Annotated in this window: 18 protein-coding genes; 13 read left to right on the top strand and 5 right to left on the bottom strand. The window is 61.0% G+C overall.

Translation table 11 applies throughout. The features are described 5' to 3' along the window. Position 1 precedes the first annotated feature (1 nt). The gene (locus ACEN8R_RS17045; protein WP_192350862.1) at positions 2-2,119 is read right to left on the bottom strand and encodes a TonB-dependent receptor plug domain-containing protein; all 2,118 of its coding nucleotides are present in this window, start codon (positions 2,117-2,119) and stop codon (positions 2-4) included. Positions 2,120-2,315: 196 nt separating this feature from the next. Here ACEN8R_RS17045 and ACEN8R_RS17040 point away from each other — a divergent pair, with 196 nt between their 5' ends. From ACEN8R_RS17040 to ACEN8R_RS16995, 10 genes are all read left to right on the top strand, one after another. Next, positions 2,316-3,338 carry an NAD(P)H-dependent glycerol-3-phosphate dehydrogenase gene (locus ACEN8R_RS17040; RefSeq protein WP_018926281.1) on the top strand — a complete coding sequence of 341 codons (1,023 nt, stop codon included), beginning with the start codon at positions 2,316-2,318 and terminating at the stop codon, positions 3,336-3,338. A gap of 35 nt (positions 3,339-3,373) precedes the next feature. Further along, a complete protein-coding gene (locus tag ACEN8R_RS17035) occupies positions 3,374-3,724 on the top strand; it encodes a DUF4389 domain-containing protein (protein WP_018926280.1) in 351 nt (116 codons plus the stop codon). Further along, the gene (sixA, locus tag ACEN8R_RS17030; protein WP_018926279.1) at positions 3,721-4,173 is read left to right on the top strand and encodes a phosphohistidine phosphatase SixA; all 453 of its coding nucleotides are present in this window, start codon (positions 3,721-3,723) and stop codon (positions 4,171-4,173) included. Before ACEN8R_RS17035 ends, sixA begins: the two co-directional genes overlap by 4 nt. Positions 4,174-4,283: 110 nt before the next feature. Next, a complete protein-coding gene (locus ACEN8R_RS17025; RefSeq protein ID WP_495624213.1) occupies positions 4,284-5,951 on the top strand; it encodes an AMP-binding protein in 1,668 nt (555 codons plus the stop codon). A gap of 32 nt (positions 5,952-5,983) precedes the next feature. Further along, positions 5,984-6,427 (top strand): hotdog fold thioesterase, encoded by a 444-nt coding sequence (locus tag ACEN8R_RS17020; RefSeq protein ID WP_018926277.1) that lies wholly within the window; start codon positions 5,984-5,986, stop codon positions 6,425-6,427. A 282-nt stretch (positions 6,428-6,709) separates the two neighbouring features. Further along, positions 6,710-7,516 (top strand): alpha/beta fold hydrolase, encoded by an 807-nt coding sequence (locus tag ACEN8R_RS17015; RefSeq protein WP_018926276.1) that lies wholly within the window; start codon positions 6,710-6,712, stop codon positions 7,514-7,516. Further along, positions 7,513-8,367 carry an alpha/beta hydrolase gene (locus ACEN8R_RS17010; RefSeq protein ID WP_495624212.1) on the top strand — a complete coding sequence of 285 codons (855 nt, stop codon included), beginning with the start codon at positions 7,513-7,515 and terminating at the stop codon, positions 8,365-8,367. The genes ACEN8R_RS17015 and ACEN8R_RS17010 overlap by 4 nt, the downstream gene beginning before the upstream one ends. A 50-nt stretch (positions 8,368-8,417) precedes the next feature. Next, a complete protein-coding gene (locus tag ACEN8R_RS17005) occupies positions 8,418-9,077 on the top strand; it encodes a glutathione S-transferase family protein (protein ID WP_018926274.1) in 660 nt (219 codons plus the stop codon). A gap of 8 nt (positions 9,078-9,085) precedes the next feature. Next, positions 9,086-9,892, top strand: a complete 807-nt coding sequence (locus ACEN8R_RS17000) for a DUF4892 domain-containing protein (RefSeq protein ID WP_018926273.1) — start codon at positions 9,086-9,088, stop codon at positions 9,890-9,892. Positions 9,893-9,961: 69 nt separating this feature from the next. Next, positions 9,962-11,017: an AI-2E family transporter gene (locus ACEN8R_RS16995; protein WP_018926272.1), complete on the top strand. Its 1,056-nt coding sequence runs from the start codon at positions 9,962-9,964 to the stop codon at positions 11,015-11,017. Positions 11,018-11,055: 38 nt separating this feature from the next. Here the strand turns inward: ACEN8R_RS16995 and xopAW are convergent, their stop codons facing one another. The 3 genes from xopAW to ACEN8R_RS16980 form a co-directional block, all read right to left on the bottom strand. Beyond that, positions 11,056-11,907, bottom strand: a complete 852-nt coding sequence (xopAW, locus tag ACEN8R_RS16990) for a XopAW family type III secretion system calcium-binding effector (protein WP_495624211.1) — start codon at positions 11,905-11,907, stop codon at positions 11,056-11,058. A gap of 143 nt (positions 11,908-12,050) precedes the next feature. Continuing rightward, positions 12,051-13,103, bottom strand: coding sequence for a sensor histidine kinase (locus ACEN8R_RS16985; RefSeq protein ID WP_018926270.1), 1,053 nt, complete (start codon positions 13,101-13,103; stop codon positions 12,051-12,053). Beyond that, on the bottom strand, positions 13,103-13,861 hold the full coding sequence (locus ACEN8R_RS16980) for a response regulator (RefSeq protein ID WP_019581208.1): 759 nt from the start codon (positions 13,859-13,861) through the stop codon (positions 13,103-13,105). The genes ACEN8R_RS16985 and ACEN8R_RS16980 overlap by 1 nt, the downstream gene beginning before the upstream one ends. Positions 13,862-14,152: 291 nt before the next feature. Between ACEN8R_RS16980 and pyrF the strand changes: the two genes are divergently transcribed. Beyond that, a complete protein-coding gene (gene pyrF, locus ACEN8R_RS16975) occupies positions 14,153-14,851 on the top strand; it encodes an orotidine-5'-phosphate decarboxylase (RefSeq protein WP_167331181.1) in 699 nt (232 codons plus the stop codon). A 72-nt stretch (positions 14,852-14,923) separates the two neighbouring features. Here the strand turns inward: pyrF and ACEN8R_RS16970 are convergent, their stop codons facing one another. Continuing rightward, a complete protein-coding gene (locus ACEN8R_RS16970; RefSeq protein WP_018926267.1) occupies positions 14,924-15,928 on the bottom strand; it encodes an NADP-dependent oxidoreductase in 1,005 nt (334 codons plus the stop codon). A gap of 235 nt (positions 15,929-16,163) precedes the next feature. Between ACEN8R_RS16970 and ACEN8R_RS16965 the strand changes: the two genes are divergently transcribed. Both ACEN8R_RS16965 and ACEN8R_RS16960 read left to right on the top strand, forming a co-directional pair. Then, on the top strand, positions 16,164-16,925 hold the full coding sequence (locus ACEN8R_RS16965) for an SDR family oxidoreductase (protein ID WP_018926266.1): 762 nt from the start codon (positions 16,164-16,166) through the stop codon (positions 16,923-16,925). Positions 16,926-17,224: 299 nt separating this feature from the next. After that, positions 17,225-18,613 carry an aminotransferase-like domain-containing protein gene (locus tag ACEN8R_RS16960; protein ID WP_018926265.1) on the top strand — a complete coding sequence of 463 codons (1,389 nt, stop codon included), beginning with the start codon at positions 17,225-17,227 and terminating at the stop codon, positions 18,611-18,613. Positions 18,614-18,669 lie beyond the last annotated feature (56 nt).

Raw genomic sequence — 18,669 nt, 5'->3', positions numbered from 1 at the left:
CTTAAAACTCCAGCTCCGCGCTGAAGTAGAGCACCCGGCGTTCGTCGTAGTTGTTATCGACGAAAGTGGTGGGCTGATTGTCGAGGCGTTGCTGGAGGATCCCGGCCAGCTCCAGATTGGCCTTGCCCAAGCCGATGCGTTTGGCGAGGCGGGTGTCGACCCGTTCGAAGCGGTAACCGTTGAGGGCGTCGGCGCCATAGTAGAAGAGCGCGCTGTTCCAGCCCTGGCCCCAGTTGCGCAGCCAACCGGCGGAGCCGCTGTTGCGCGCCGTTTGTTGTGCATCCAACGGGTTGCTCGCCTCGGCATCGACATAGGCGTACGTCAGGCGCAGACGATCGGTGCTGCTGACGCGCCAGTCCAGTTGGGTTTCCGTCCCTGAGAATCGTGAGCTGTTCGAGTTGCTGGCAATGTACTGATTGTTGCGCAGCGGTTCGCTGATCATGCCGTTGATTTCGTCGTAGAACAGCTTCACATCGACCGTCAGCCCCCAGTCTGTGAAGTAGCCGTTGTAGCCCAATTCCCGGGAACGCATGCGTTCCTGTTCGAGGTCACCCGGGCCACGGGTCCTGACGAAATAGCGGGCGCTGGTCTGGCCATAGGCACTGGGTTGCAGGTTGGTCACCTGGTAACTCCAGTTGACGCTGTTCTCGAACATGTCCGGCGAGCGGACGGCTTCCGAATACACCGCGCGCAAACCGTGGCGCGGGTTGATCAGATAGTTGACCGCCAGTCGTGGGGTCAGTGAACTGCCGGTCAATTGCGTGTCTTCGAACATCGCCCCGCCTTGCAGCAACCAGTGCTCGGTGGCGCGCCACTCGAGTTGGCCGAACGCCCGCCAGGTGGTGTCGTCGAGCGTGCCATTGAAGTAGGTCTCGGAATCGGCCCGGTCGTAACGATAGTTCATGCCGCTGACCAGCCGCAGCGTGTCGGACAGGCTGAGGGTGTCTTGCAGTTCGAGGTCGTAGCGCGACTCTCGGGCACTCTGGTCGATGTCGCCGCACAGCGTTTTGTTCGCGCCGTTTCGCCATTGCGCCAGAACCTGATTGGCCAGGTCTTGTTCTGCCGCTGTACCGGGGGGCGCGCCGGTGAAACGAGCGATGTTGCGCGCCAGGCGTTCGGTGTAATTGGGATTGAGGTGCCAAAGTTGGGTCAGCTCCGGGCTGAACGAGATCTCGGCATCGCAGGCACGCCAGGTCTGCTGACGATCCCAGTGTTGCGCCGAGCCTTGAATATAAAGGCTGTGATCAGGGTTGATGTCCAGGTTCCAGCGCAGCGAGCCGGCGTAGTCCTTGGCGATGACGTCGGAATTGTTCCCAGCGGCGGTAATCCCTGAGAACACCGGGCTGTAGGTATAGGGCCGCTGGTTGGTCCCGTCCTTGGCGTTCAGTTGCCAATCGATGCTCTGATTCTCATTGAGCGTCTGGCTGACGGCGAGGCTGAAGCGATTCAAACGACGGTTGTCGCGATAATCGGCGCCGGTGCGGTCCGAGTCGAACCCATCGTCTTGTTGGCCGGACAGCGACAGGCGCAAGTCGCCGCTGTCCCAGCCCATACCCTGGCTGGCGTAGAAATCGTTGATGCCGCGTTGGCCTCGGGTGATTTTCAGCCGCGTGCCGTGGCTGTCGGCCGGTTTGCGGGTGATGATATTGACCACCGCCATCAGCGCGTTGGCGCCGTAGCTGACGGTGTTCGGGCCACGGAAAACCTCGATGCGCTCGATGTCTTCCATGGCCACCGGAATATCACTCCAGTCCACCGTGGCCAGGCCCGCGCGGTACACCGAGCGGCCGTCGATCAGCACTTGCATGCGCCGCGCTTCGCTGGCGTTGGTGCCGTGGTAGTTCACCGCTGCCTGGTTGCCGCTGATATTGCCGACCATCATCCCCGGCACCAGCCGCAGCAACTCGCTGATGTCCCGCGCGCCGCTGGCGTTGATCAGTTCGCTGTCGATCACCGTCATGCTGCCCGGCACGGCCGCCGGCGACTGCTTCAGGCGCGTCGCGGTGAGCACTTGCGGCAACGGACCGTTGTCCAGGAACAGGTCGTCGGCCAGCAATGGCGAGCTGAACATCAGCGCCAGCACCAGTGGCGAGCGAGGAGAGGGAGAGCCAAAAGACACGGCACGGCCTTGATAGCGATTAATTGGCGCGCATGTTAACCGAGCGCAATGACTTTTCCAGTCACGTTGTGGGCATTTTCCTCGGTTTTCTTGGTCTTCTTCCTACAAGTGCCGGTAATTGATGTCGGGGCTGGCCGCGACTGGGCCGCTCCGTATAATGCGGGCATCGCCACTGGTATGGATTAACGGATTGCATATGACTGAACAGCGCCCAATTGCGGTCCTGGGAGGCGGAAGTTTTGGTACCGCCGTGGCTAATCTGCTGGCCGAGAACGGGCATCAGGTGCGGCTGTGGATGCGTGACCCCGAGCAGGCCGAGGCCATTCGGGTCAATCGCGAGAACCCGCGTTACCTCAAAGGCATCAAGATTCTTCCGGCGGTGGAGGCAGTCACAGACCTGCAAGCCACGCTGGAAGCCTGCGACCTGTGCTTCGTCGCGTTGCCCTCCAGCGCGCTGCGCTCGGTGCTGGCGCCTTACGCTCAGCTTTTGAGCGGCAAAATGCTGGTGAGCCTGACCAAAGGCATCGAAGCCCATACGTTCAAGCTTATGAGCCAGATTCTTGAAGACATCGCCCCGCAAGCGCGCATCGGCGTGCTGTCGGGGCCGAACCTGGCCCGTGAAATCGCCGAACACGCGCTGACCGCCACGGTGGTCGCCAGCGAAGACGAAGACCTTTGCCAGCAGGTTCAGGCCGCGCTGCATGGCCGGACCTTTCGCGTATACGCCAGCGCCGACCGCTTTGGCGTGGAGCTGGGCGGGGCGCTGAAAAACGTTTACGCCATCATCGCCGGCATGGCGGTGGCGTTGGGCATGGGCGAAAACACCAAGAGCATGCTGATTACCCGGGCACTGGCGGAAATGACCCGCTTCGCGGTCAGTCAGGGTGCCAACCCGATGACGTTCCTGGGGCTGGCGGGCGTCGGCGATTTGATCGTCACCTGCTCATCGCCGAAAAGCCGCAATTATCAGGTCGGGTTTGCCCTCGGCCAGGGCTTGAGCCTGGAGGACGCGGTGACGCGTCTGGGCGAAGTGGCCGAAGGCGTGAATACCCTCAAGGTGCTCAAGGCCAAGGCTCAGGAAGTAGGTGTATATATGCCGCTGGTCGCCGGATTGCACGCGATTCTGTTCGAAGGGCGCACGCTTGATCAGGTGATCGGGTTGTTGATGCGTGGCGAACCGAAAACCGACGTGGACTTTATTTCCCCCAGTGGTTTCTAAGCACTTAACCGATACGAGCAGGGAGCGAGACAGACATGAACGATCCGAAAGTAGAAGAAGGCAAGTACGAATCCATCCTGCTGCGGGTGCTGTGGATGATTGTCTATGTGCTGGTCTGGCAAGTGGCGCAATTGATCCTCGGCGCGGTGGTGCTGGTGCAGCTGATCTATCGTTTGATATATGGCGCACCGAGCGCCAGCCTGATGAATTTCGGCGACAGCCTGAGCCAGTTTCTGGCGCAGATCGGTCGTTTCGGCAGCTTTCACAGCGACCAGAAGCCCTGGCCGTTCGCCGACTGGCCAGCGCCGCGTACACCGGAAGGTGAAGCCCCGCACGTTGTGGCGCCGGCGCCGCATCCGGCCCGAGATGAGGAACCGAAACTATGAAACTCTGGGTATTGCGTCATGGTGAAGCCGAACCTCACGGTACCCGTCCGGACTCCGAGCGGGCCCTGACCGATAAGGGGCGCAAAGAGGTGAAGCGCATCGCGGCCAAATTGAAGGGCAAACACCTGACTGCCATTTATGCCAGCCCTTACCTGCGAGCGCAGGAGACCGCAATGCTGGTGCGTAAGGAGCTGGGTTTTGCACCGGAGATTCGCACCGTCGAATGGCTGACGCCCGACAATAATCCGCAAGCAGTGGCGGAGCAGTTGGTTTCCGTGGATCACGCACTGCTGGTCAGCCACAACCCGCTGGTCGGTAACCTGCTGGGCTATTTGCAGCATGGTCACGTGCAAGACCCGGAGCGGGTCGGCACCGCCGGACTGGCGGAGCTTGAGGGCGATGAACTGCTGGTCGGGGCGATGAAGCTCAACGGCATCAAAACCCCGTAACCGGCTCCCACTGGACCGGTGTCGTTGCTGATTTTTGTGTGAAATAGTCAACCAAGCACTTGCTTGGTTGACTACGCTTGCTCCAGACCAGAAATATGGGAGCAAGTCGCATGTCTGCTGCTTTTCGTTTGCCACTGGACGTCTTCTACGAGCGCGAAGCCCGTCATCCACGCCAGCGCTTTCTGGTTCAGCCGACAGGGGGTGGCCAGGTCGAGACGCTGACCTGGGCCGACGTCGGTCATCAGGCGCGCTGTGCCGCCCATTGGCTGCGGGCTCGTGAATTGCCGCAAGGCAGCCACATCGCATTGATCTCGAAAAACTGTGCCCACTGGATCATCGCCGACCTGGCGATCTGGATGGCCGGGCATGTCTCGGTGCCGCTGTACCCCAATCTGACCGCCGAATCCGTGGCCCAGGTGCTCGAACATTCTGAAGCTGCACTGGCGTTCATCGGCAAGCTGGATGACTGGCCGGGCATGTCCGTCGGGATTAGGCCTGACCTGCCGACCATCAGCCTGCCGCTGTGCCCGGTGGGCACTTTCGATTTCAGCTGGGCCGACCTGCAACGCAGCTCACCGATTCAGGACGACCCCAAACCCGCCGCCGATCAACTGGCGACCATCATTTATACCTCTGGCACCACGGGCCAGCCCAAAGGCGTGATGCACAGTTTCGGCACGCTGGGATTTGCCACCACCCATGGCACCCGGTTGTTTGGCCTGAATGAGTCGGATCGCCTGCTGTCCTACCTGCCGCTGTGCCATGTCGCCGAGCGGATGTTCGTCGAGCTGGCAGCGATCTACACCGGGCAAACGGTGTTTTTCGCCGAGAGCCTCGACACCTTCCTCACCGATTTGCAGCGTGCCCGACCGACCGCGCTGTTCGGCGTGCCACGCATCTGGACCAAATTCCAGATGGGCGTGTACGGCAAGATCCCGGCAAAACGCCTCGACTTCCTGCTCGGCCTGCCTTTCATCGGCAAACGGGTAGGGCACAAAGTCCTCGCCGGGCTGGGGCTGGACGCTTTGCGCATCGCCTTGTCCGGCGCGGCGCCAGTGCCGCAGACCTTGTTGAACTGGTATCGAAAACTGGGGCTGGACGTGCTGGAGGTGTACGGCATGACCGAAAGTTGCGGTTACTCCCACATCGGCCTGCCCGGCCAAAACAACCCCGGCTGGATCGGCAAGCCATGCCCGGAAGTCGAAGTACGGGTTGAGCCATCAGGTGAAGTGCTGGTGCGCAGCGGCGCGACCATGCTCGGCTATTTCAAGGAGCCTTTGAAAACCGCCGAATCCCTCACCGAGGACGGCTTCCTGCGCACCGGTGACAAGGGCGAGGAAGACGCCGAGGGCAACCTGCGCCTGACCGGGCGCCTGAAGGAAATCTTCAAGACCAGCAAAGGCAAATACGTGGCCCCGGCGCCGATCGAGAATCGTCTGGCGGTGCATTCGCGGATCGAACAAGTGTGCGTGGTCGGCGATGGCTTGAGCGCGCCACTGGGGTTGTGTGTGTTGTCGGCGGTCGGTCAGCAGGACGCCAGCGGGACGGCGAGGGCTGGTTTGCATTCAAGCCTGGAACAACTGCTGGAGGAGGTCAACGGCGTCCTCGACCGGCATGAACGCTTGCATCGGCTGGTGGTGGTCAAGGACAGTTGGGCGGTGGAAAACGGCTTCCTGACACCGACCCTGAAGATCAAGCGCAACATGATTGAAGCGGCTTACGGTGCGCGCTTCGAAGAATGGAGCGCGCGCAGCGAGGCGGTGCTGTGGCAGGATTGAGTCACGAACAACACCAACAAAGGAACGCAACGATGAGTCTGTGGCGCACCACTCCCAACATCGAGCAGTTGAACGCTATCCAGAAAAACACCATCGGCGAAGTGCTGGATATTCGCTTTGAAGCCTTCGATGACGAGTCCCTGACCGCGAGCATGGTCATCGACCACCGTACGCACCAGCCTTATGGCTTGCTGCACGGCGGCGCTTCGGTGGTGCTGGCCGAAACCGTTGGCTCGATGGCCAGTTTCCTGTGCATCGACGCCAGCAAGTTTTATTGCGTGGGCCTGGAAATCAACGCCAACCATTTGCGCGGTCTGCGTAGCGGGCGGGTGACGGCGGTGGCCAAGGCGATTCACATTGGGCGCACCACCCATGTCTGGGATATTCGCTTGACCAGTGATGAGGGCAAGGCCAGTTGTGTGTCGCGCCTGACCATGGCGGTGGTGCCGTTGGGGGAGAAACCGCCGGCGCGATGAGTTTCGACCTGTTCTGTGTAGCAGCTGGCGAAGCCTGCGTTCGGCTGCGCAGCAGTCGTAAATCCTGCCATCTCAATCTTCCTGGAACACCGCGGTGAATGGTCTAACGACTGCTGCGCAGCCGAACGCAGCCTTCGGCAGCTGCTACAAAGGGGCGGTCTATTCTTCTGCATCCCTATAGCCCTGACCCGACTGTCATCATTCCTGGCAGTTACGGTCATTGCTGTGGGACGTCGTCTTACGGACAATCAACGTCTGTTTTTCGCACATGGACCTGCCGGTATGTCGCAACAGATATTTTTCGCCCACGCCAATGGCTTTCCTTCGGGGACCTACAGCAAGTTGTTCGCGGCGCTGGCGCCCGAGTACCAGGTGGCGCATCTGGAGCAGCACGCCCATGACCCGCGTTTTCCGGCGGACGACAACTGGAGCAATCTGGTGGATGAGCTGATTCATCACCTCCAGCAGCAGCCGGAGCCGGTCTGGGGCGTCGGCCACTCTTTCGGCGGCGTGCTGCACCTTCACGCCGCGTTGCGTTGCCCTGAGTTGTATCGCGGCGTGGTCATGCTCGATTCACCGGTGCTGACCCGCACCGATCAATGGGTGATCCGTGCCGCCAAACGCTTTGGTTTCATCGATCGCCTGACCCCGGCCGGTCGCACGTTGGGACGACGGGAAGAGTTCGCCGATCTGGAAGCGGCCCGCCTGTATTTCGCCGGTAAAACCCTGTTTCGTGGCTTCGACCCGGAATGCTTCGAAGCCTATCTTCAACATGGTTTGCAAAAGGTCGGCGACAAGCTGCGCCTGCGTTTCGACCCGGCCACGGAAATCAGCATCTACCGCGGCGTACCGCACACCAGCCCTGGCCGCGCGCGACAGTTGAAAGTGCCGCTGGCAGTAGTTCGCGGGCACAAGAGCCGCGTGGTGATGCGTCATCACGCCCGATCCGTCGGGCGCATGCCGCTGGGCGAGTCCTTGACCCTGCCCGGTGGCCACATGTTTCCCCTCGAACGTCCACAAGACACGGCCACGCTGCTGAAGAGCCTGTTCAGTCGCTGGGACAGTCGCCGCCAACAGGATTGCGCATGAGCAGCGTTGTTGAAGAAGTTCGCCTGAGCCTGCCGCATATCGAGTTGGCGGCGCACCTGTTCGGTCCCGAGGACGGTTTGCCGGTGATTGCCTTGCATGGCTGGCTGGATAACGCCAACAGCTTTGCCCGGTTGGCGCCGAAGCTCAACGGCTTGCGCATCATCGCGCTGGACATGGCCGGGCACGGTCACTCGGGGCATCGGCCGAACGGCGCCGGTTACGCGCTGTGGGACTACGCCCACGACGTGCTGCAAGTGGCCGAGCAGTTGGGATGGAAACGTTTTGCGCTGCTGGGGCATTCCCTGGGGGCGATCGTCTCGCTGGTGCTGGCCGGGTCGTTGCCGGAGCAGGTGACTCACCTGGCGTTGATCGACGGCATCGTTCCTCCTACAGACAAAGGCGAAAACGCCGCCGAGCGCATGGGCATGGCCCTGCAAGCGCAGCTGGACCTGCGGGAAAAACGCAAACCGGTCTACAACACCCTCGACCGGGCCATCGAAGCGCGCATGAAAGGCTTGGTGGCGGTCAGTCGCGAAGCTGCTGAACTGCTGGCCCAGCGCGGCTTGATGCCGGTGCCGGGCGGTTATACCTGGCGCACCGACAGCCGCCTGACGCTGCCATCGCCGCTGCGTCTGACCACTGAGCAGGCGATGGCTTTCGTCCAGCGCGTCAGTTGTCCTGCACACCTGGTGGTCGCGGCTGACGGCATGCTCGCCAAACATCCCGAGTTGCTGGAACGTCTACCCTTTAGCCATGAACAGTTGCCTGGCGGCCATCACTTGCACCTCAATGACGAACCCGGTGCCGGTCTTGTCGCAGACTGTTTCAATCGGTTCTTCGCCGTTCCTTGACTTGCGTCGGGCAACTGTCGAGGCTGGGCGGGTTGAAATGGGAGACAACCATGATAGATCTGTACACCGCAGCGACCCCGAATGGCCACAAGGTCTCTATCGTGCTCGAGGAACTCGGCCTGCCCTACACGGTGCATGCCTTGAGTTTCGACAAAAAGGAACAGAAGTCCGAGGAGTTCCTCAAGATCAACCCCAATGGCCGGATTCCGGCGATTGTCGACCGCGCCAATGGCGATTTCGCCGTGTTCGAGTCCGGCGCGATTCTGATTTACCTCGCCGAGATGACCGGCAAACTGCTGCCCCAAGATCCGAAAGGGCGCTCGGTGGTGTTGCAGTGGCTGATGTTCCAGATGGGCGGCATCGGCCCGATGCAGGGCCAGGCCAACGTATTTTTCCGCTACTTCCCGGAAAAGCTCCAGGGCGCCATCGATCGCTATCAACATGAAACCCGACGCCTGTATGAAGTGCTAGACACGCGTCTGCAAACCGTGGAATTCCTGGCGGGCGAGTACAGCATCGCCGATATCGCGACCTTTCCGTGGGTCCGTGGCCATGACTGGTCCGGTGTCTCGGTGGACGGCTTGCCTGCCTTGCAACGCTGGCTGGCCGCCATGGAAGCACGCCCTGCGGTGCAGCGCGGTTTGCGGGTGCCGGAGCGCATCGATGATGCCAGTGTCATCAAGGGTGCCCAGGCCATGTTGATCCGATGAACCTATCCATGCGTTCACTCACTCTGCTGGCGCTGTGCAGTTTCAGTCCCTGGTTATTGGCCGCTGACATTCCTGGCAGTCAGGACCTGCCTATCGTGCCGCGCATAACCGATGCGCAGATCGTCGACTATCGCCCGACGGTAGAACTCGAGCGGATTTACCCGCTGGGTTCGATCCGCAAGATCAGCGGCCAATTGCGTTTCGACGGCCAGGTCACCGCTCGCGGTCAAACCACCTCGGTCACCTACGAATTGCCACCGGAGCACTCCTCCACCGATGCCTTCACCGCCGCCCGCGAAGCCTTGCAGAAGCAGGGCGCCGAGCTGTTGTTCTGGTGTCAGGCCCGGGATTGTGGCGAAAGCAGTCTGTGGGCCAATGAAGTCTTCGGTAACGCCAAGCTCTATGGCGCCGATAATCAGCAGGCTTATTTGCTGCTGCGTCTGGCGGCCCCCCAAGAAAACACCCTGGTGGCGCTTTACAGCATCACTCGCGGTAATCGCAGGGCTTATCTGCACGTCGAACAGTTCGATGCCTCGGCGCCGTTGGGTGATTTGCTGCCGACGTCCGCGACGTTGCTGCGCCAGCTCAAAAGCACCGGGAAACTCGATTTCCCCAAACTCGACGGCGACCCTGACGACACCTGGCTGCGTTTGATTTCCCGAGGCCTGAACCTGGACACCACACTGCGAGTCAGCGTTTCCGGGCCCAGTGCCGAAGCCTGGCGCCAGGCGTTGATCGGCCAGGGCGTGCGCACGGCGCGGATGGAAACCGGCAGCGTCGAAGGCTCTGGCCTGCACTTCGAACTGTTGCGATAAGCTTCATTTGGCGAATGCGTTCTGCGCATTCGCCAATTCTTTGCGGACTGACTTTTTTCGGGATCTTACATGGTCAATAACGATCGGCTGTTGGTGCAGATCCTGCTGCTGGTGCTGTTTGGCGCGAGTTTATGGGTAATGGCGCCGTTCTGGTCGGCGCTGTTCTGGGGGGCGGTGCTGGCGTTTGCCAGTTGGCCGTTGATGCGTCTGTTGACCCGTTGGCTCAATGGTCGTGAATCCCTGGCGGCGCTGTTACTGACGCTTGGCTGGATGCTGCTGGTGGCGGTGCCGCTGGTGTGGCTGGGGTTCAACCTGGCGGATCACGTGCGCGATGCCACGGCGTTCATCAAGGATGTGCAGGTCGATGGTCTGCCTGAAGCGCCGGCCTGGGTTGGCGGTATTCCTTTGGTCGGCGAGCGGCTGGTGGGGATCTGGAACAGCATCGATCAGCAAGGTGCGGCGATGATGCTGGCGATCAAGCCCTATCTGGGTCAGGTCGGTAACTGGTTGCTGGCACGCAGTGCGCAGATTGGCGGCGGGATCCTAGAGTTGACGCTGAGTATCGTGTTTGTGTTCTTTTTCTACCGGGACGGGCCGCGTTTGGCGGTGTTTGTCCATGGGTTGCTGGAGCGGCTGATTGGCGACCGCGCCGGGTATTACATCGAACTGGTGGCGGGCACCGTGCAACGGGTGGTCAACGGGGTGATCGGCACAGCGGCGGCGCAGGCGGTGCTGGCGTTGATCGGCTTCCTGATTGCCGGCGTGCCTGGGGCGCTGGTGCTGGGGATCGTGACGTTCTTGCTGAGCCTGATTCCGATGGGGCCGCCGTTGGTGTGGATTCCGGCCACGGCGTGGCTGGCCTGGAAGGGTGAGTACGGAATGGCGGTGTTCCTCGGGATCTGGGGCACGTTCATTATCAGCGGGGTCGACAACGTGCTTAAGCCGTACCTGATCAGCCGGGGCGGGAATTTGCCGTTGGTGATTGTGCTGCTCGGGGTGTTTGGCGGGTTGATTGCGTTCGGGTTTATCGGCCTGTTCATCGGCCCGACGTTGTTGGCAGTGGCTTACAGCCTGTTGACCGATTGGAGCAAGAGCCAGGCTCGGGTTGAAGATCGCCGGCCCTAAGTTTTTTGTTGGGTCTTAGGGCCGCGAAGTTTTTTGACTCAGGTCGCCACGTTCAGGTGTTTGCCTACGGTCGCCACGTTGTCGAGCGAATACTGCTTGCTCAGGTTGGCGATCATTTTGTTCAGGGCTTCGGTCACGTTGAACTGATGGGTGGAGCTGTCGGAGTTCTGCTCGCGGCCGGCTTGCAGGACGGCTTTCAGTTCATCGTTGCTGACGCCACCGCTGCTGTCGCTATCGAGTACTTTGAGCAACGCGGCGCTGGTGTCGGTGGCGGTCGATGAAGTGCTGTCGCTCGCCTGCAACGCGCTGCTCAGTTCCGTGGCCGTGACGCTGCCATCGCTGTCGGTATCGAGTTGGCTGAACAGCTCTTCGCTGGACATCTGCTGAGGTGGCGGTGGCGGCGGGGTCAGGCTGGCGGCGAGTTCGTCCTGGCTGACAGTGCCGTCTTCATTCTTGTCCAGGGCCGAGAAGATTTTCGAGCTGTCGGCCGTGCTGCCGGCACTGGTCAGGCCATTGCTCAGCTCATCGCTGTTGATGGCGCCGTCGCCGTCTTTGTCCAAAGCGCTGATCAGCGCATCGGCCAGCTCGGTGTTCGGTGCCTGATCGTGCGGCGGTGGCGTCGGAGGGGCCATCGCGGCCATTTCTTCGCTGCTCAGGCTGCCGCTTTCGTCGCTGTCCAGGTCGCTGAAGTTCTTGCTCAGGCTGACCAGCAGACCATCGTCGGATTTCTGCGACAGGGCGCTCTTGAGCTCATCCTGATCCACCGCACCGTCGCTGTTGTTGTCGAGTTTGGCGAGCAGTTCTTTCTGGAATTGCTGGCTGCGGGCGCTGTTGGTGGCGGTACTGCTGGTGCTGGTATAGCTCGTGTAGCTGCTGACACTACCGATCATTGTGCTCACTCCTTGGAATGGGAAACCGGTGGGTGCACCGGTTTATGCAGCCTCAAGGGGCAAGTTGTCGTGGGTATGTGGGATTTGTACCGATGGGTACACACAGCTTATCGAGTTAGCCCCCCGATCCTGTGGGGGCAGGCTTAGACGCGGGGCAGGCGGATGACGGCGGTCAGACCACCGCCGGGGGTTTCTTCCAGGCTCAACTGCCCGCCCAAACGCTCCGCGGCTTCCCGGGCGATGGTCATGCCCAGGCCGACGCCGCCGGAGTTGCGATTACGCGAACCTTCCAGGCGAAAGAACGGTTCAAACACCGCTTCACGTTTTTCCGCCGCGATACCCGGGCCATGGTCAATGACCCGGATTACCAGTTGTTCGCGACTGTCCTCAAGCGTGATCAGCGCGTCCCCGGCATAACGCAAGGCGTTGTCCAGCAGGTTGTTGATGCACGAGCGCAAAGCCATCGGTTGAACCTGCAGCGGGGCGCAATGGCCGCGGGCCTGGACGTCAGCGCCCTGGTCCTGGGCGTTTTCGCTCAGGGACTCCACCAGCGCCTGAACGTCCATCCATTGTGGCGCCTCGCTGGTGCGCTGTTCGTGCAGGTAGGTGAGGGTGGAATCGAGCATGCCGATCATGTCGTCCAGGTCCTGACGCATCTGGCCTTGCAGCTTCTCATCGTCGATCTGTTCCAGCCGCAGCTTGAGCCGCGACAGCGGTGTGCGCAGGTCATGGGACACCGCGCCGAGCATGCGCGAACGTTGCTGCATTTGTTCAAGAATGCGTTTCTGCATCAGGTTGAAAGTGTGCGCCGCTTGCCGCGCTTCCCGTGGGCCGGACTCATCCAGCGGCGGACTGTCGAGATTTTCACTCAGGCGCTCAGCGGCGTCGCTCAGGCGCTGAATCGGGCGGGTCAATAGCTTGGCGCCGTACCAGGCGGCGATGATCAGCGAGACAAACTGAAAGGTCAGTGGCACCAGCGGCCCGCCGAACCATGGCCGTGGTGGTCGATTGCCGAAACGCGGGTCCATTGGTGGGGGAGGGCCGTCGAAGCGCTCGGAAAAACCCGGTGGCGGTGGGGGAGGCGGGGGCGGCCCGTAATGTTTGAACCATAAAAAAGCTAACAAGTGCGCCAGTACGATCGCCACCAACAGCACGCCGAACAGGCGGCCGAACAGCGTATCGAAGCGCGCACGCATCAGCTGATGTCTCGTGCGTCGAACAGATAACCCTCACCGCGAACGGTCTTGATCAACTGCGGGGCTTTCGGGTCGTCGCCCAGTTTCTGGCGCAGGCGCGACACCAACAGATCGATGCTGCGATCAAACGCTTCGATCGAGCGACCGCGCGCCGCGTCCAGCAGTTGTTCGCGGCTGAGCACCCGGCGCGGCCGTTCGATGAACACCCAAAGCAAACGGAATTCGGCGTTGGACAGCGGCACCACCAGGCCATCGGCGGCGATCAACTGGCGCAACACGCTGTTCAATCGCCAGTTGTCGAAGCGAATATTCGCACGCTGTTCAGTACGGTCGTCGCGCACCCGACGCAGAATGGTCTGAATCCGCGCAACCAGTTCCCGCGGCTCGAACGGCTTGGCCATGTAGTCGTCGGCGCCCAGCTCCAGGCCGATGATCCGGTCGGTGGGTTCGCAGCGGGCGGTGAGCATCAGAATCGGGATGTCCGATTCGGCGCGCAGCCAGCGGCACAGCGACAAACCATCTTCACCCGGCAGCATCAGATCGAGCACCACCACATCGAAATGCTCGGCTTGCAGCGCCTGACGCATGGCGGCGCCATCAGAGACGCCGCTGGCGTGGATATTGAAACGGGCCAGGTAGTCGATCATCAGTTCGCGGATCGGAACGTCATCGTCGACGATCAGGGCGCGAATGCTCCAGCGTTTGTCATCGGCCGGCGCTTTTTGATCGTCGTTCAGAGGTGCTGGGGAATTGTGCATGCGTGCGTTCATCTGCCAGGTAGGCTGCCAACCACAAAGATAGGCTGCGAGGTTGTGGCTTCAGCATAGGCGTCCGGCCGTGAGGCGGGAAGTGCTGTAGGGCTTGTTGCGGCTGACGAGGGTAGCGTTGAAGGGTGTTGTGGGCGTGTCGTGTGTGTATCGGGCTCGACACAATTGCCGCAGCAGCTAGTCTTGCCTGAGCCGCGACGACGAATTACCGATCATCGGGTCCCGCAGCGCCGCTGGTTCCGCTACAATGCGCGCCGATTTGACTTGCCTGAGAGCCCACTCATGTCCGCCTGCCAGACGCCTATCATCGTCGCCCTGGATTTCCCCACCCGTGACGCCGCACTGAAGCTGGCCGATCAACTGGACCCGAAACTGTGCCGGGTCAAAGTCGGTAAAGAACTGTTTACCAGTTGCGCTTCGGAAATCGTCGGCACCTTGCGCGACAAGGGTTTCGAAGTGTTCCTGGACCTCAAGTTCCACGACATTCCGAACACCACCGCCATGGCCGTCAAGGCGGCTGCGGAAATGGGCGTATGGATGGTCAATGTGCACTGCTCCGGCGGCCTGCGCATGATGGCCGCCTGCCGCGAAGTGCTCGATCAGCGCAGCGGCCCGAAACCGCTGTTGATCGGCGTGACCGTGCTGACCAGCATGGAGCGTGAGGATCTGGCGGGTATTGGCCTGGACATCGAGCCGCAGGAGCAGGTGCTGCGCCTGGCCGCGCTGGCGGAAAAGGCCGGGATGGACGGTCTGGTCTGCTCGGCCCAGGAAGCCCAGGCCTTGAAAGCCGCCCACCCGTCGTTGCAACTGGTGACGCCGGGGATTCGTCCGGCGGGCAGTGCCCTGGACGATCAGCGCCGCATCCTGACGCCGCGTCAGGCGCTGGATGCCGGTTCCGATTACTTGGTGATCGGCCGTCCGATCAGCCAGGCGGCGGATCCGGCCAAGGCGTTGGCGGCGGTCGTCGCAGAAATCGCTTAAGCGCCGATTCGCGGGCAAGCCTCGCTCCTGTAGGAGCGAGCGGTGCGGCGATCCGACTTGCCCGCGAAGCTTTTATACCTTCAACACCAACTTCCCGAAATTCTCGCCGCTGAACAACTTCATCAGCGTCTCCGGGAATGTTTCCAGTCCCTCGACGATGTCTTCCTTGCTCTTGAGCTGCCCCTTGGCCATCCAGCCGGCCATTTCCTGCCCGGCAGCGGCGAACTGTGCGGCGTAATCCATCACCACGAAGCCTTCCATCCGCGCGCGGTTGACCAGCAAGGCCAGGTAGTTGGCCGGGCCTTTGACCGCTTCCTTGTTGTTGTACTGGCTGATGGCACCGCAAATCACCACCCGTGCCTTCATGTTCAGGCGGCTCAGCACGGCGTCGAGAATATCGCCGCCGACGTTATCGAAATACACGTCGACACCTTTCGGGCATTCACGCTTGAGGCCGGCGATCACGTCTTCGTTCTTGTAATCGATGGCACCGTCAAAACCCAGCTCATCGATCAGGAACTTGCACTTGTCCGCGCCGCCGGCGATGCCGACCACCCGGCAACCTTTGATCTTGGCGATTTGCCCGGCGATGCTGCCCACCGCACCGGCCGCGCCCGACAACACCACGGTGTCGCCGGCTTTCGGCGCGCCGACATCGAGCAGAGCGAAGTAGGCGGTCATTCCGGTCATGCCCAGCGCGGATAAATAACGCGGCAGTGGCGCCAGTTTCGGATCGACCTTGTAGAAACCTCGCGGCTCGCCAAGGAAGTAATCCTGCACACCCAAGGCGCCGTTGACGTAGTCCCCCACGGCAAAGCCCGGATTGTTCGAGGCGATGACTTTGCCTACGCCCAGTGCGCGCATGACTTCGCCAATGCCGACCGGAGGGATGTAGGACTTGCCCTCGTTCATCCAGCCACGCATGGCCGGGTCCAGGGACAGGTATTCGTTCTTGACCAGGATCTGACCTGCCGCAGGCTCACCGACTGGTACTTCTTGATAGGTGAACGTCTCGCGGGTAGCTGGCCCCACGGGACGTTTGGCGAGCAGGAACTGGCGATTGGTCTGGGTAGTCATGGCAGGCACTCAAGGTGAATGAAGTCTTGTTGATAGACCTTCATGGACGATGCTGCAAGGTTGGCTGACACGGCGAATGCACATCGATCCAGTGCAGTGATAATCAGGGCGGCAGTTCCATCACTGCCACTCATGGGTGCCCAACCGGCCTTCTGATAGTGCTGCCGTGTCACAAGGCGCTGTGGCTAACTGAAAACACGTGACTCCCCACATTCTTCTCTTCGAGGACATAACAATGAGCATGACGTTTTCCGGCCAGGTTGCCGTTGTGACGGGCGCGGCCAATGGCATTGGCCGCGCAACCGCTTTGGCGTTCGCCGCCGAAGGGTTGAAAGTGGTGGTGGCCGATCTGGACGTGGCCGGTGGTGAAGGCACTGTGGCGCTGATTCGCGCTGCCGGCGGTGAAGCGACCTTCGTGCGCTGCAATGTCACTGTGGAAAGCGATGTAAAAAATCTGATGGACGAGGTCGTGAATGCCTACGGCCGTCTCGACTATGCCTTCAACAATGCTGGCATCGAAATCGAGAAAGGCAAACTGGCCGAGGGCACGCTCGATGAGTTCGACGCGATCATGGGCGTCAACGTCAAAGGCGTCTGGCTGTGCATGAAGTACCAGTTGCCATTGCTGCTGGCCCAAGGTGGCGGCGCGATCGTCAATACCGCTTCGGTCGCCGGTCTGGGGGCTGCGCCGAAGATGAGCATCTACGCCGCCTCGAAACATGCGGTGATCGGCCTGACCAAATCGGCGGCGATCGAATACGCCAAGAAAAAGATTCGCGTGAATGCGGTGTGCCCGGCGGTGATCGACACCGACATGTTCCGTCGTGCCTATGAAGCGGACCCGAAGAAGGGCGAGTTCGCCAATGCCATGCACCCTGTCGGACGTATCGGCAAGGTCGAGGAGATTGCCAGCGCGGTGCTGTACCTGTGCAGCGACGGCGCGGCGTTCACCACCGGTCATTCGCTGGCGGTGGATGGTGGGGTTACGGCGTTTTAATCAGGCGTTTCGATATACCTGCTTTGTGGCGAGGGAGCTTGCTCACGCTGGGCTGCGTAGCGGCCCCAAAAATCTGACAACCATTGCCGGTTTTTGTGAGTGCTACGCACTCAAGCGGGAGCAAGCTCCCTCGCCACAGGTTTCTCAGCATTACGCACACTGCCATCGGTTCCGTGAAAACACCGGGCATTGTGTTTCAAATGGTTAGAACCGACGGTTTTGGCGGTTTTGTCGCACATCTTGTCGAGCGCTCCTGTGATTAACTGTTTTCCGCAAAACAGACAGGAGTTTGCTTGCTCATGGAGTTGAGAATCGATCGACAGGCATTGGTGCCGGTCGTGCAGCAAATCGTCGACGCGATGGCCGACTGGCTTCATCGTGGCGAGGTGTCGCCGGGGACACGTTTGCCTTCCGTGCGGCAAATCGCGCGGATCAATCTGCTCAGCCAATCCAGTGTTGTCGAGGCCTGTGAACGGTTAGTGGCCCAAGGTGTGCTGGCCACGCGTAGCGGGGCGGGTTTCTTTGTCGCGGCAACGGCGCTTGCCGCTCACGGGCAACGGGATTTTTCCTGGTTCGAGGGGGTTGAGCAGCAGAGTGGCGTCGCGGGTGAACTGAAGCTGGGTTGCGGCGGATTACCCGAAAGCTGGCGCGAGACTGACGACCTGAGCTATGCCATACGCCAGGTCAGCCGCACCGACATGGCCGGTTTGTTCAACTACAGCACACCGCTGGGCCTGCTTGCCCTGCGCCAACAGATCCTCAAACGACTGAAACAGCTGGATATCGCGGTGGATGAAAGTCGAATCCTCACCACGGCAGGTGCCAGTCATGGGCTCGACCTGATCGTGCGCACGTTGTTCAAACCGGGCGATTGCGTGGTGGTGGAGAACCCCGGTTATTCGATGTTGTTCGATTTGCTCAGGCTGCACGGAGTCAGCATGATCGAAGTCCCACGAACGCCTCACGGACCCGACACCGAAGCACTCCAGGCACTGTTGCTGAAATACAAACCCCGTGGCTTGTTCATCAACAGCTTTTATCACAACCCCACCGGCAGCAGTTTGACCCTGGGCGTGGCTCGGCAGGTTATGCAGCTGGCCAGAAAGCATGGCGTACTGGTGATCGAAGACGACGTCTATGCGGATTTGTACCGCGGTCCCGGGACGCGTCTTGCGGCACTGGGTATCGATGACAACGTGATCTACGTCGGCAGCTACTCCAAAACCCTCAGCAGTTCGTTACGGGTCGGCTTTGTCGTGGCGGGTGCCGACGTCATTGCGCGACTGGCGGAGGTCAAGATGATCAGCAGCATGGGTGCTTCACGGTTCAGCGAATCGGTGCTGGCTTCTTTATTGGCCAGTGGTGCCTATCGCAAATTGGTGCAGCGTCAGCGCCAGCGTTTAAGCACCGACAGGGACGCGGCCTTGCAGGTGCTTGAAGACGCGGAATGGGAGGTTTTCGGTAAACCCGCAGGTGGCCTGTTCATCTGGGCGCGATCGCGCAAGGCCGACGCCGTTCAGGTGCAGGTTCAGGCGCGACGCTTCGGCATCCTGCTGTCTTGCGCAACGGCATTCAGCCCCACCGGCGAGGCCCATGACTGGCAGCGCATCAACGTTGCCTATGCCTGTGATCCTCGTGCTCGGGCATTTTTTCAGGCTACGGCCCGGGATCGACCTAAAGCGTTCTGAAAACGACGCTGGCGTAGCTTTTGGCCATTATTCCGACGCCAGAGACTTGTGTTGGC

The organism is Pseudomonas sp. Pseusp15 (genome assembly GCF_059492165.1).
Note: the sequence above shows the minus strand (reverse complement) of the source record. Positions and strands in the feature narration are given on the sequence as shown.

Bases quoted from the DNA above. Each gene is read 5' to 3' on its own strand.
- ACEN8R_RS17040 (WP_018926281.1), top strand. From the start codon at position 2,316: ATGACTGAACAGCGCCCAATTGCGGTCCTGGGAGGCGGAAGTTTTGGT.
- ACEN8R_RS17035 (WP_018926280.1), top strand. From the start codon at position 3,374: ATGAACGATCCGAAAGTAGAAGAAGGCAAGTACGAATCCATCCTGCTG.
- sixA (WP_018926279.1), top strand. From the start codon at position 3,721: ATGAAACTCTGGGTATTGCGTCATGGTGAAGCCGAACCTCACGGTACC.
- ACEN8R_RS17025 (WP_495624213.1), top strand. From the start codon at position 4,284: ATGTCTGCTGCTTTTCGTTTGCCACTGGACGTCTTCTACGAGCGCGAA.
- ACEN8R_RS17020 (WP_018926277.1), top strand. From the start codon at position 5,984: ATGAGTCTGTGGCGCACCACTCCCAACATCGAGCAGTTGAACGCTATC.
- ACEN8R_RS17015 (WP_018926276.1), top strand. From the start codon at position 6,710: ATGTCGCAACAGATATTTTTCGCCCACGCCAATGGCTTTCCTTCGGGG.
- ACEN8R_RS17010 (WP_495624212.1), top strand. From the start codon at position 7,513: ATGAGCAGCGTTGTTGAAGAAGTTCGCCTGAGCCTGCCGCATATCGAG.
- ACEN8R_RS17005 (WP_018926274.1), top strand. From the start codon at position 8,418: ATGATAGATCTGTACACCGCAGCGACCCCGAATGGCCACAAGGTCTCT.
- ACEN8R_RS17000 (WP_018926273.1), top strand. From the start codon at position 9,086: ATGCGTTCACTCACTCTGCTGGCGCTGTGCAGTTTCAGTCCCTGGTTA.
- ACEN8R_RS16995 (WP_018926272.1), top strand. From the start codon at position 9,962: ATGGTCAATAACGATCGGCTGTTGGTGCAGATCCTGCTGCTGGTGCTG.
- xopAW (WP_495624211.1), bottom strand. From the start codon at position 11,907: ATGATCGGTAGTGTCAGCAGCTACACGAGCTATACCAGCACCAGCAGT.
- ACEN8R_RS16985 (WP_018926270.1), bottom strand. From the start codon at position 13,103: ATGCGTGCGCGCTTCGATACGCTGTTCGGCCGCCTGTTCGGCGTGCTG.
- ACEN8R_RS16980 (WP_019581208.1), bottom strand. From the start codon at position 13,861: ATGCACAATTCCCCAGCACCTCTGAACGACGATCAAAAAGCGCCGGCC.
- pyrF (WP_167331181.1), top strand. From the start codon at position 14,153: ATGTCCGCCTGCCAGACGCCTATCATCGTCGCCCTGGATTTCCCCACC.
- ACEN8R_RS16970 (WP_018926267.1), bottom strand. From the start codon at position 15,928: ATGACTACCCAGACCAATCGCCAGTTCCTGCTCGCCAAACGTCCCGTG.
- ACEN8R_RS16965 (WP_018926266.1), top strand. From the start codon at position 16,164: ATGAGCATGACGTTTTCCGGCCAGGTTGCCGTTGTGACGGGCGCGGCC.
- ACEN8R_RS16960 (WP_018926265.1), top strand. From the start codon at position 17,225: ATGGAGTTGAGAATCGATCGACAGGCATTGGTGCCGGTCGTGCAGCAA.